This window comes from Candidatus Chloroploca mongolica (assembly GCF_004762035.2).
Taxonomy (GTDB): domain Bacteria; phylum Chloroflexota; class Chloroflexia; order Chloroflexales; family Chloroflexaceae; genus Chloroploca; species Chloroploca mongolica.
The window spans coordinates 37,717-50,222 of sequence record NZ_SIJK02000029.1 but is presented as its reverse complement, the minus strand read 5'-3'; the positions used below and the strand labels follow the sequence as shown (position 1 = coordinate 50,222).

8 protein-coding genes are annotated in these 12,506 nt (G+C 58.7%); 2 read left to right on the top strand and 6 right to left on the bottom strand.

What is annotated here, in order from left to right; translation table 11 throughout:
- Positions 1–80: 80 nt before the first annotated feature.
- Complete coding sequence (locus tag EYB53_RS15785; protein ID WP_135479393.1) at positions 81–920, bottom strand: MBL fold metallo-hydrolase; 840 nt, start codon at positions 918–920, stop codon at positions 81–83.
- A gap of 132 nt (positions 921–1,052) precedes the next feature.
- On the opposite strand from EYB53_RS15785, the gene EYB53_RS15780 reads away from it, so the two are divergent.
- On the top strand, positions 1,053–1,823 hold the full coding sequence (locus EYB53_RS15780) for a cyclic nucleotide-binding domain-containing protein (protein ID WP_167857433.1): 771 nt from the start codon (positions 1,053–1,055) through the stop codon (positions 1,821–1,823).
- A 75-nt stretch (positions 1,824–1,898) separates the two neighbouring features.
- Here EYB53_RS15780 and EYB53_RS15775 read toward each other — a convergent pair whose 3' ends face one another.
- From EYB53_RS15775 to EYB53_RS15755, 5 genes are all read right to left on the bottom strand, one after another.
- The gene (locus EYB53_RS15775) at positions 1,899–2,747 is read right to left on the bottom strand and encodes an alpha/beta fold hydrolase (RefSeq protein WP_135479391.1); all 849 of its coding nucleotides are present in this window, start codon (positions 2,745–2,747) and stop codon (positions 1,899–1,901) included.
- Positions 2,747–3,925: a glycosyltransferase gene (locus EYB53_RS15770; protein ID WP_135479390.1), complete on the bottom strand. Its 1,179-nt coding sequence runs from the start codon at positions 3,923–3,925 to the stop codon at positions 2,747–2,749. The genes EYB53_RS15775 and EYB53_RS15770 overlap by 1 nt, the downstream gene beginning before the upstream one ends.
- Before the next feature lie 27 nt (positions 3,926–3,952).
- On the bottom strand, positions 3,953–5,134 hold the full coding sequence (locus tag EYB53_RS15765; RefSeq protein ID WP_167857432.1) for a glycosyltransferase: 1,182 nt from the start codon (positions 5,132–5,134) through the stop codon (positions 3,953–3,955).
- Entirely contained in the window at positions 5,118–5,534 is a 417-nt protein-coding gene (locus tag EYB53_RS15760) for a DUF3224 domain-containing protein (RefSeq protein WP_135479388.1), read from the bottom strand. Before EYB53_RS15760 ends, EYB53_RS15765 begins: the two co-directional genes overlap by 17 nt.
- Positions 5,535–5,601: 67 nt before the next feature.
- Positions 5,602–8,832: an O-antigen ligase family protein gene (locus tag EYB53_RS15755; protein ID WP_135479387.1), complete on the bottom strand. Its 3,231-nt coding sequence runs from the start codon at positions 8,830–8,832 to the stop codon at positions 5,602–5,604.
- A 200-nt stretch (positions 8,833–9,032) separates the two neighbouring features.
- Here EYB53_RS15755 and EYB53_RS15750 point away from each other — a divergent pair, with 200 nt between their 5' ends.
- Positions 9,033–12,506 (top strand): clostripain-related cysteine peptidase, encoded by a 3,474-nt coding sequence (locus EYB53_RS15750; protein WP_135479386.1) that lies wholly within the window; start codon positions 9,033–9,035, stop codon positions 12,504–12,506.

The following is a 12,506-nucleotide window of genomic DNA, read 5'->3' as shown; positions in this document are numbered from 1 at the left end:
CACCTTCTTTATTGTTAGAACAAGGATACAAAAGCAATCATCAAGACAAGGGCTAGTATAGCATGGTGCAGGGGCGTGGGTCAACCCGAAGCATCAGGCTGAATGCGGGCATAGCTGGTAGGGCAATGGGTTGGGATCAGGGTTACAGAGGGGTTGGCGCGGGCAAAGGTGTGCAGGTTCGCCAGAGTTTGATCAACCTGGTGCGCGTCGTCGGCAATGAGATAGCCAAAGAGTCCAGGGCCGCGTTGTTCTTCAATCGAACGGGTCAGCCATGCGCCGTCAGCAATGAGGAAGACGGGGCCAGTGTCGGTTTGCAGCAAGAGGCCCATCTGCCCACGAGCATGGCCTGGCAAGCGTACCAGACGCAGCGTATGGTCACCAAAGAGGTCGTGGGTCGCCCCGAAGGGGGGCAGCGGCGCATCATTGAAGTGGTACACCGGCTGCACGCGTTGCCCAAAATCATCAGGCAAGAGGGATGGGGCAAACGCCCGGCGCAGCGCCGCGAAGCCATCCAGCCCGATCACACTATCGAGTGCCTCAACGTCAGCGACAATGGTCGCCCGTGGGAAATCACGCAGGCCACTGATATGATCAAAGTGAAAGTGCGACACCAGCACATAGCGAATCTCGGCGGGATCAATGCCCCGTCGTTGCAACTGGGTCACAAGGGCCAGGTGTGGTTCAATCGCCAACGGCATGAGGAGCGGGTAGAGCAGAAAAGGCCAGCGACGCAACGCCTCAAAGAGACGTGGTGCATAGCCGGTATCCCAGAGGATCCAACCATACCGGGGGTGCTCGATCAGGGCCACAAGGGCGTGAAATGCGATGGGTTCTGAAGGGGCACCGCGTAAGGCCTGCTGCAGTGAGGCACGGCACGAGCCGGTATCGAACAGATAGAGACGAACGACGGTTTGGTTCATGGCTGAAACTCCTGGATCAACGTTGCGGCATACGCTTGCCAACGGGTTATCTATCGTGCTATGCTATAGTGCCGCTCGATAGATGTCAATGCTGGTCAGTTTATGGACAACACACCTGGAGATAAATCAACCTTGGACGCTCTTAGCCAACGGATCAGGTTGTTAGAGGCCGTGCGCTTTTTTGATGGTGCCTATGAGGATGCGCTTCCAACGATAGCAGCGGCGCTAGAGTCGGTGCGCCTTGGCGAAGGTCAACTGCTCTTCCAGAAGGGTGATGTAGGTGATAGCCTCTATGTCATTATTTCGGGAGGGGTGCGGATTCATGATGACGCTCTGATCTTCAATGAACTGGGGCCGGGTGAGGTTGTCGGCGAAATGGCGGTGCTCGATGCCGAGCCGCGCAGTGCTTCGGTGACGGCGACGCAAGCCACCGAGTTGCTCTGTCTGCGTCAAGCCGTTCTCTATGATTTAATCGAGAATCATAGCGGCGTGGCGCGTGGCATTATTCATGTGCTGACGCGACATTTGCGAAGTCGGGTGCGCGACGTGATCGAAGACTATGCGTATATCAGTCAGGTACGCATTATTACCGAAGCCGCACAGGCGATCAATGATGGCCGTTATACCCCCGCGAGTCTGGCTGATGTTGGGCGCCGCGATGATGCTCTGGGGCAACTGGCCCGCACCTTTCAGCAGATGGCCGACGAAGTCATTGCCCGTGAGCAGAACCTGCGCCGTGAGGTACAGGAACTGCGGATCGAAATTGATCGTACACGCCAGCAAAACCAGGTCGCCGAGATTACCGAGAATGACTATTTCCGGCGCCTGCAGCAACAGGCCAGAGCGATGCGCGCCAGTGTAGGCGAGAATAAGACCGGGGATAAATCAACGCCTGAGAGCTAGCAGCAAGCCCGTGTAGGGAGGAGCGGAGGAGCGTGCCTGTGATGACTCTCGCCTTCGCTCTTCCCGAGACGGTTGTTAATGAACCATCGTCGCGATAGGCGGTCTTCCCTTGATGATGGTGCGCACCAGTTCGATCTGCGGTAGCGGGTTGGTAACGCTGTCGCGGTGGGCTGTACCAGCCAGGCGGTAGACGGTGGCTTGGGGGTAGAGGCTGCGCAGCGCGGCTTGCTCATTCGCAGGCAGCATACGATCCTGGGGTGCTTCGATGATCGCGATACGGCCAGGCCATGCCTGAAGATCCTCGGGGGTGAAGCGATAGTTGTGGTCGTAGTCAGCCAGGGTTTGGAAACGCGCAGCCAGACTGGCGCGTGTTTGCTCGCCAATGACCCCAGCAAAGTGCCAACGCCAGAAGATCATCTCTTCGCTACGGCCTGGTAAAAAGGCATGGACGGCCAGCCGTAAGCAGCCCAGGATCAATGCGGCGGGCAACTCTTCACATGCTCTGGCAATTAACCGATCGAGCCACGCCCGCTCACGACGCGGTGCCCCCGTCTGCGCAAGGATGAGCGTCGCGATGCGCTGCGGGTGGTGCCGCACGAGTACCTGGGCAACGCCGCCACTGGCGGAGCCGCCGACGATGTGCGCTGCACCGACCCCACAAGCGTCGAGTATCGCAACTACCCCGGAGGTAAGCTGCGCAACCTGGTTGAGCCGGGGCGGGTAGCTCAACGCGATCACATGATAGTCAGATGCAAGTGCGGCAATGTATTGAAATGAGGTTGCCGCCAGGCCAAAGCCGCCCGGCAAGAGCACGACCGTCGGGCCTGTGCCAGCCTGTATGACTGTCCATCGTTCACCCGCGATCATGCGTTGCACGGGTGGGTACGCCGCCAACACATTCTCGTATGTTTCGCCAAGCTTCATTAGTCGCGCCGGTGCACGAGGCGGAGCGTACCGCCACGTTCGATCTGCATCGTATGTCCACGCCAGTTGATCCTCCGGGGGGCCAGCAACGCGCTCACGAATTGCGCAGGCAGCAGGATTTGCACCAGGGGCACCATCCAACTCCAGCGCCAGGGGGTTGCGCTGTTGAGGTAGCTCCTGTTGTGATAGGCAAAGATCAGGTAGCTCAGGCCAGCATAGGCGAGAAAGAGCCCCCGTGTGGCCTGCCCCGGTCTTCCCACTGACACGGCGAGTGCCATCCACGGCAAAAACGTCGGTAGCCCCACCAGGCTATAGATCAGTACCAGTTCGTGCGGTGGCAGATGACGCATCAGCGACTCGCGGGGGAAGATGAGCCAGCGTTGCATCAAACGCAGATAGTGACGTGGCCCTGCGACCGTCGTGCGGATCGCGTGACGCACCGGGGTCTGCACCAGACGATAGCCGTGTTTTCGCAACCGATCGGCGACGGCAAAGTCGTCGGCGACAAGTTGTTCCAGACCAGCGAACCCACCGACAGCCTCAAGCGTGGTGCGTCGGATGGCATAAAACATGCCATTGATCGTCACGGGCTCGTGAAGTAGGCTGAACGGAATGTAGGTCATCAAGCTGCTGCTGTTGACAAACGTCGCTACCAGACCTGACCATACATTGTCGTAACTGACATAGTAGGGCAGGCCAAAGACAAGCCCGGCCCCAGGCTGCGCCAGATAGGGCAGGCACTGCTCTAGACCATGGTCGGGCAACATGGTATCGTCGTCGAGCACACAGATGACCGTGCCACGTGCGCGGGCACTTCCAGCGATCAGCTTGACAAGCTTCGGGTTGTGCTCAGGCGGCGGGGCAGGCAAGGCCACCAGCGTAATTGCCACCGAGGGATAGCGGCCCATCAGGTCAGTGCAGATCTGCCGCGCTGGCTCATCATCATCGTCAATGAGCCAGAGAAATTCACGTTGATACCCTGAATGCGCTACGAGATTGGTCTCCAGACATGCTGCCAGCGCCAGATCACCGCTGAGGATCGGTTGCATGATGCTGACCAGCCCTGGGTCAGCCTCGACTGGTGGCTGAGCACGACGAAAAAACCGCACCACAGCCAGGTGTTTCAGCAACCGCTCGCCACAGAGCAGGATGATCAGCAACCGCCAGAGCCAGCGCATACGGCTTCCTTTGCTTGATACATAACGTCATTCTTCGATGACGGCATATGTCCCTCCGCGTTCAACCCGTAGGCGTTGCCCACGCCAGACAATGGTATTGCTGCCGAGGCTGATCACGCTGACATAGAGGGGGGTGAGCCAGTTGAGGATCGGGAGCAACAGCATCTGGCGTAGTGGCATCGCCTGGCCCAGATAGATGCGTTCGATCAGCGCCTGGGTTGTCGCAACATAGCCCAGACTCGACCCGAGGCTCAGCCACGGCACACGTCGGCGCGTCACCAGGGCGAGCAGCAGCAGCAGTGGCGGCAACAGGTTCCCGAGGCTCCCAAACAGCATCGCGCTGCGCTCACGAAGGTTCAGGTGCGGCAACATTGCCTGGCGCGGGATCACCAACCAGCGTCGCATCTGCAAGTGATAATCGCGCAGACGGGCAAGCCGGTTGTCTACATCATAGACCAACGGGGTCTGCACGTTACGCAGGCCGTATCTGCGCACCCGCCGCGCAAGCTCGTGGTCATCGTCGATCCGTTCTTCCATGCCCTCTAGTCCACCTATTGCGGTAAAAACCTCACGGCGCAAGGCAAAACAGTGGCCGGTGATTGTGAATGGCTCGACCAGATAGGTCACCGGCACATAACTAAGCAGCGCATTAGTATTGACAAAGCCGCTCATCAGGCTTTCGGCAAGCGTCTGCCAGCGTGTATAACAGGCCAACCCAAAGGCTGCCCCCGTAGTGGGCTGCATCACATACGGCACCAGAATGCGCAAGGTATCGGGTCGCAGGAGAATATCGTCATCAACAAAACAGAGCACCTCGCCATGCGCCTCGGGCAACGCGGTGCGCAGTTTAGCAATCTTCGAGGCCAGCGTTCCATGCTCCGGCTCAGCCAGCACGATGCGCGCCGGCCACGTTGGATAACGCTCCATTACCTCCGTACAGATCGCCTGCGTTGCAACATCTTCACGGTCGCAGATCAAGAGACACTCGTGCTGACCAGGATAGACGAGGTGCGCTCTGGCGATCAGCACTGATCGCAGATCATTGGGCGACCGAGTCATCGGGCAGAGCAAGGTCAGTGATGGCCATTGCGTAGGCACTGGTGGCGGAGGTCGCCGAAAAAAAGCGACGACAGCCAGGATCTTCCAGAGCCGGTCAAGTAGATAGAGCAAACCGAGTACCTGGGCAAGACGATCAAGCCGGTGTGTCATGGGAGGTTGCTTGGGTAAAGATGAAGTCGTAGGCGTGGACACCATCGGCGATCTGCAAATTCATCGTCCCGGTGAGGCCCTCTAGCTCGTCGGTGCCTGAGTCTGGTACGACGCTGATGGTGAGTTGCTGGGCCCCGCGGGTCATCGTGCCACTGTGCTGGAGGACGAAACTGCCACGGCGACCGTGGAGCGTGCCGGTGAATCTTTCGATGGCGACATAGCCGGCTGAGCCATCGACCGCGCTGCGGGCGCTGAGCATCTCACCATGGCTTATGCCAGTGATGTCGCCCTGAAACTCCTTGGCGATAGCGAGACGGCCGAGTAGGCTGTCGGCAGTGGGGTCGGCAAGGGGCTGAGGGGTGAGTTGAACCGTGAACGTGCCGTGGGCATGCAGGGTCATCGTGTGCTCCTCACAAAATGGATGGGATCTATTGGTCGTGCCATGGTAGTACACTTGAGCGCTTTTGTCAACGATGAACATACTCCACCCACACCATAAGCCAGAAGGCAAACGCCAGATCTGGCCAGAAGTAGAACTGGTCAACCATGCCATGGAGAAGTCCGCCCGCCATCGCGGCACTGACTCCAGCGACTAGCACGGGGCCGTATGCGCCAGCGTGCCGCGCCGCACCAGTGCGAGCAAGCGTTTGCCAGGCCCCGCGTGCGAAATTAAAGAGCAACCACCCGAAGGCAAGCAGACCGAGCGGCCCCATCCGCAGGGCGAGATCAAGCAACAGATTGTGCGGATGCGCCGTATTGATCTCGTTGGTCGCGGCCAGGGCCGGGTTGATATAGGCTGGATAGAGGCGGCCAAACTGGTCGAGGCCGATGCCCAGCGGGTGATCGCGCCACATTGCCAGCGCCGAAAGCCAGGTCTGCACGCGCACGCCGCTGCTTGCCCCAAATGGATTGAGCCGCTCGATATCGAGGATGATCACCAGGATCACCCCAACCACGCCGATTCCCGCGACTATCGCGAGGGGCACCAGCACCCGCCGCGTGCGCCACAGTTTTGCTGGTACCAGGGCGAGCGCCAAAACACCACTCGCTACCAACATCCCCAGATAGGCCCCCCGCGAAAACGAGACGAGCAAGCCCCCCAGGGTAAGCAGAGTCACCAGTGCATAGGGCCATGCCCTGCGTACACCACCCGCACGCAGCGCCACAAACGTCAACGCCGCCGCCACGGGCCAATAGCGCCCCATTGCGAGGCCCAGATTATTCGGATGCCCATAGAGACTCGCGACGCGCCTTACGCCCTCAACAAAGAAGCTATCATCGCCAAAACCTGCCTTGGTGCCAAAGAGGGGCACCAGATTGAGCCCACCAAACTGGAGCAAGCCAACCAACCCGGCGAGTGCCCCACCCGTGAGCCAGGCAAGCACCACTGGGCGTTGATACGCCTGACCAAAGAGTGCGGCGACCCCCACAAAGACCATTGGGCCAACAAACATCCAGCGCAATTCGCGCAACGCAGGCCCGCGCTGCTCGGCAATGACGACGCCCCAGACTGCTGCCAACCCAACAAGCAGGATCGGCAGCCAGAACGACCAGGTCTGGCGACGATCGCGCAAGGCACACATAGCGTTGCCAGGCAAGGCAAGCACCTGCGGCTCGCGGAGCGGGCGCTTGAGCCAGTGCGCCATCACCTCAATGACCAGGCGCACGCCAGCCGCAAAAAGCGCGATCACCAGCAAGAGTTCGTGCAGCGGCAACGCCAGGCCACTCTCGCGCAACCCAAAGCGGCTATCAAAGATCAACTTGGGGATAAAGTAGAGCGGCAACGTCAAGGGAACAAAGAGCAGCGCCACCCTGGGCCGCATCACCGCCAGGATCGCGAAGAGCAACAGGCCAGCGAGGGTTAGCGGTACCTGGGGCGAAGCCCGGTAGGCAATGATCACCGCGAAAAGCATGCCACTCGCAACAAGCGTGTCGGTCTGCACAAGGTAGGCCAGCCATCCGCCGCGTGCAAGCATCTGCCCACGCAGACGACGAACACGCTGACTCATCAGCACAAGCACAGGCGGTGCTGCCAACATCGTCGCCGCGCCACTGACCGCCATCAGGGCAAGCAAACCCAACGCCCCATAGTCCCACCAGAAAGCCCACCGACGACTCCGCTCAACAATGAAACTCACCGGCGCACGCGGCCCTTGCAACTCAAGCACATGCACGCTATCGGGCAATTCGTCACTGACCAGCAGCGATCGCCCGTCCGACTCAGCGTGACGCAACGCAACCGGGTCGCCATTGATCGTCACTGCCACAGGGTTGGCCTGATCAACCACGAGGGCAATGCGTGTCCCAGCGAACTGCAAGCGCCATCCATCAGCCAGGGGGGCAACGGCGGCATGGTTCCACGAATGCGCCCCGACGCCGGCAATTGCGGGGGCGGTCGCAAAGGCTTGCAGAATGTCGAACGACGGCTGGATCTGCCAATCACGGCTAACCAGGGCAAAATAGGGCGTTGGATCAGCGGGATCTGGCTCGGCATAGCCGCCGTAGCGCAGCATCCAGACATTCATCACGCCGATCCAGGGCCACTCGTCGCGGGCGCGTTCCATCTGGCCGACCAGATATTCGCCCTTGGTTGTTTCGCTCACCGGCGGCCCCCAGGTCATACGGCGCTCGGGCGGGATGTGATCGGGGGCGCTATTCCAGCCAAACTCGGTGATCCAGATCGGCGTCGCATGATCGCCGTGTCGCTCCATCACCTCGCGCAAGAGCACCACCCGGCTCACGTCGTTGCGAGTATCAATCGGGCGTTGCCAGTTCCAGTTGCCACGACCGCGCAAAAAGACATACCGATGCTCATCTGGCGACTGACCGAGACCATACCCCTGCGCTGCCATCACATCAAAATAGGCCGCGCCGCCCGCTCGATAGACCCGGTCGAGGTACTCGAGTTCGGTCATTGGCGCACGAAAATCGAGCCCATCGGTCGGGGCAAGACCGGGGAAGATGACGACCGCATCGGGATTTGTCTCACGCACGGCAGTGGCCCCGACACGCAAGAGTTCAACAAAATCCTCGGGCCGCGGATCGTGCCAGTTCCACTCATTGCGGAGATTTGGTTCATTCCAGATCTGGAAATAGCGCACCACCGGGCTACCGGGGGCGTCATCCACCCCATTACCGTTATAACGCTCGACCACAGCCCGCACAAAAGCCGCATAATCCGCAAGATCGTCGGGAGGGCCGGTCGAATTGCCATCCACCAGCAACCCGGCCTGAAAGACCGGATCAGCCTCGAACTGACGACGTGCCCATACGGGAGGCCTTTCGAGGCGCCAGATCAACTCTATCCCGGCGGCACGAGCGGCATGGGCAATCCGATCATATTTGGCCCACGACGAAACTACGCCGATGGCCTCAACATTGCGCCGATCCTCAAAATCACCCCGCCCGTGGATCTCAAGATCGTCCCAGGGTACCTGCATCCGCACAAAACGCGCCCCGAGTTCAGCCGAGAGTTCAAAGGAACGCTGCACCGCCACAGGGTCTGGTTCGAGATGAACATTAAACAGATTGATGCCCAGGGTTGGGCCATCAGCCTGTGGGATAGGCTCAGGGTCAGGGGTAAAGACAACGCCCCGATGAAGCGCATTATCAGCCCAGACAAAGCCAGCAAAACTAACAAGCAGCAAGCCATTCAGCAGCAGCAACGCGACGAGCCTGAAGGAGTGGTGAATCTTCATGATGACATATTATAAAACACTCTTGATACACGGGGCGTCGCCCTGCGCATCAAGAGTGTTTGGGAAGCTTCCCCTCCCGTTGCTGGGTATGGCTCTAGAAAGCATAAGGTGAGAGTGCTATACTTGTCATATATACAACCCAGGTGCATGCGCAACAACTGTCAATCTACCATCGGCACGCTTAGCAAAGGGAGGGTTCGATGCGTACCCTATCTTCGAGTAGCAGACATGGTCGTGTTCGTTTAGGCGGCATCTTTGCGATGCTTGGTATCCTTGCGTTGATCCTCGCTGTCCTGCCCCTACAGGCCCAACCAGCCACCGATAATCCTCTGGCCCGTCTATCCGTTGCGACGACCCTCCAGGCGAGCGCGGCAATGCCATCAGGCGATAGTGGCGCAATGGCACGTAGTAGTGCCCAGAAGCCTATCTTTGCGATGGAAGGTCCGGCGCGCAGCCCAGATCGTGCTGGCGGCGTGCCGTTGCTCAGTCTCGCTGATCGCTCGATGACCAAAGATGTGCGCCGTCTGTTGCTCAACAACGCGAGCGGCGAACCAGGCAGCATGATCGAGGTGCAGGGCTTTGGATATGCCCCCCATCAGCGCGTCAAGCTCTTGTGGAATGGGGTCAATGTCACCGAACGCCGCCTCATTTTGCCTGATTTTGACGGCACCTTCCGTACGTCGTTCATTATTCCCGAGCCGATGACGAATGGAGTGCATACGCTCACCGCCATCGAGGCGACGCTCAGCGGGGCGATGCAGGCCGCGACGCATCCGCAACTCACCCAGAGCAGTGCCGCCTTCACCGTGGTTGGTGGCCTCCCCCAGGGGAGCGTCTTGCCACCCCTTGGGCCGCCTTCGGTCACGTTCCCCGTGCTCGATCCTTCACCCGAACTCGCCCAGATTGGTCAGCCTACCACCAAACAGTGGACGGTAGCAGTTTATATTGCGGGCGACAATGATCTCTCGAACTATGCCCAGTTCAACATCGATCAGATGATCGCGTCTGGCGGTACAACCAACGACGTCAATATTGTCGTGCTCAGTGATGAGTCGAATCGTCCTACCACCCTCTATGAAGTGCAGAGCAACAAGGTGATCAATGTGACTGGCAATTCTGATTTCAGTGGCAATCTTGATACTGGTGATCCCGCGACGTTTGTGCGTTTTATGAATTTTGTCAAGCAAAACTATCCTGCAAACCAGTATGCAGTAGTCATCTGGAATCACGGAGGTGGCTGGAAAGCCATCGAGACAGATGATGTGAGCAGTAACTTCTGGAATATGCTCGAGCTCCGGCAGGCGCTGCAACAGGGCCTCGCTGCACTCGGCAAGAGCCAGTTCGATCTGCTCATCTTCGACGCCTGTCTGATGGGCCAGTACGAAGTTGCCTACGAAATCAAAGATTATGTCAGCTTGATGGTCGCCTCCGAGGAGGTGGTGCCGGGGCCGGGCTTCCCGTACCATACCTTCCTCAGGCCGGTGCTGCAGAATCCCACGATTGATCCAAAGGTCTGGGCAGCGCAGATTGTTGCGGCCTATGCCAATTTCTATCGCGGCAACGACGGTGGCCTAGCCCGCCAGGAGTTTACCGTGAGTGCGGTCAATCTTGATCAGCCCTTCGATGAACTGATCCAGCGGGTCAATAACTTCGCCAATGCCATCTTGAATGTCGGTTCTAGTGCAGCCGGTGATCTGCTGCTTGCTGGTGAACAGACCCAGTTTTATCATGACCGCGACTTCCGCGATCTCTACCACTATGCCCAGAATGTGCGCACACTCAATCTGACGGGTGTCACCACCCCTGCCGAGGCTCTGATCAATGCCTTTACTCCAGGCCAAAACAATGTGATCATTGCCGAAGATAATGGTACCCGCTCACCACAAAGCTTCGGGCTGAGTGTGCATATGCCGTTGCCAGCTGGACGGCCGGGGGGCTTTGACCCACGCGCTGGTGGCTTTGATCCGCGGAGTCCGATCAACTATAGCCAGATTGCGATCCAGGGAACGCCCTGGTATACCCTGGCCCGGGCGCAGTACCTCGGCGAGTGGCCCAATGTCCAGAACCCAGAGCCCGATCCTACGCTTCCACCGCCCCCGCCGCCAGCAGCCGCCTCGTTCAGCGATCTTGTCTATGCGCGGGTTGTCAATACTGAACAACGCGACCTCTACCGTATTCAGTCGACCGCTTCGGCTGAAGAGACTGCGGAAACCTTCCCGTTGCTCAGTGATGGATTTGCCAATAGTTATCCACGTTGGTCGCCCGACGGCCAACAGGTCGTTTATGTCTCAAACCGCCATGCCACGCCGAGCGAAGCCACCAGCCTCAATCTGAATCTCTTCCTCGTTGACGCTGACGGCACTGGCCCTGGCAATGCCAGCGGACCGCAGCAACTCACCTTTGGCACCGTCAATTGCCCGAACGGGCCAGGCAACGATCTGCCCTGCACGATTGAACAGTCGTACGATCCCTCATGGGATTTTGTCGCCACACCTGCCCCTGGGCTGCGGAGGGGCATTTTCTATACCAAATTGCGCTTTGATCTCAGTAGCAGTGATCCGCTTGACTGGGAGATCAGCCAGGCAATCCACTATCTTAACCTGAGCAAGCAACCCGGACAAACCGACTTCGACATTATGATCCTTGGACCGGGTGCAGGTTTTTACAACACGGTGGAGGAGCGCTATTACAATGTCTACTATGAGAATGCCGACTACAACGGTAGATATCTCATGTTCCGCTATACGATGCTCGAAGATGAGAGTACCGTCAATCCTGTCGAATTCAATCTGATCTATAATCAGATTGGCTTTATTGACTATATGGGCAGTTCACCAAGGCTTGTCTACCTCGTCTTGCACACAACCGACGAAGTGTATGAGGGCGATTACCTGTGGACCAACTACCCGTCGTGGCGCCCAGGTACCGACGAGATGGCCTTCCTCTATACGCGGGTCGGCGATCCGTGGGTGATGCAGGGGCTTGACCCGCGCCCGGCCCCAGATCCGTTTGTCGCTGAGAATCCCTTTAGTGGCAGCTACGACCTCGGGCGGTTGAGCTTCTCCAAGCAAGATACTGGCTATTTCTACGACATGGAGTACCCCATCTGGCCATTTGTCTCGCCAGAAACCGGCGAAGGCGTCAACTTCCGTCCGGCGTGGAAGCCCGACGAGAGCGGCGGTCTCACCGCATCGTATACAGTTGATGGCGGATACACCTACGATATCGGGCTCTTTTTGAATGCGGTGGATGACAACTTCGAGGATGACCGTGGCTTCTTGATCACCGGCAATGGTTATAGCTATCTGCCTTCGTGGGGCAAAGTGACCGCTGCCGATATCCAGGCTCGCATGGAGATCAAGCCACCCTATCTCGAACCAGGCAATAACGCCCGGTATTATGTATCGGGATCAGGATTTGCGCCTGGCACAACGGTGACGATCTTCCGTGGGCTCAATCAAGAGGCGATTAATACGGAAGTAACCCAGGCGACCAGCGATGCAAGCGGCAACTTCGAGGCCGAGTTGTCGCTACCCAAAGGCACCCCGCCTGGCTCGGTCTACTATGTTGTGCGTACCGCCTCAACCGAGTCAAATGTGGGCCGCCTCGTGGTGCTGGCACCGCGCACAACCAATGTGACGGATCGCGTCTACCTGCCGCTTATGCGGCGCTAA

Coding starts and splice junctions, on each gene's coding strand:
- EYB53_RS15755 (WP_135479387.1), bottom strand. CDS start 8,832: ATGAAGATTCACCACTCCTTCAGGCTCGTCGCGTTGCTGCTGCTGAAT.
- EYB53_RS15760 (WP_135479388.1), bottom strand. CDS start 5,534: ATGACCCTGCATGCCCACGGCACGTTCACGGTTCAACTCACCCCTCAG.
- EYB53_RS15770 (WP_135479390.1), bottom strand. CDS start 3,925: ATGCGCTGGCTCTGGCGGTTGCTGATCATCCTGCTCTGTGGCGAGCGG.
- EYB53_RS15775 (WP_135479391.1), bottom strand. CDS start 2,747: ATGAAGCTTGGCGAAACATACGAGAATGTGTTGGCGGCGTACCCACCC.
- EYB53_RS15785 (WP_135479393.1), bottom strand. CDS start 920: ATGAACCAAACCGTCGTTCGTCTCTATCTGTTCGATACCGGCTCGTGC.
- EYB53_RS15765 (WP_167857432.1), bottom strand. CDS start 5,134: ATGACACACCGGCTTGATCGTCTTGCCCAGGTACTCGGTTTGCTCTAT.
- EYB53_RS15750 (WP_135479386.1), top strand. CDS start 9,033: ATGCGTACCCTATCTTCGAGTAGCAGACATGGTCGTGTTCGTTTAGGC.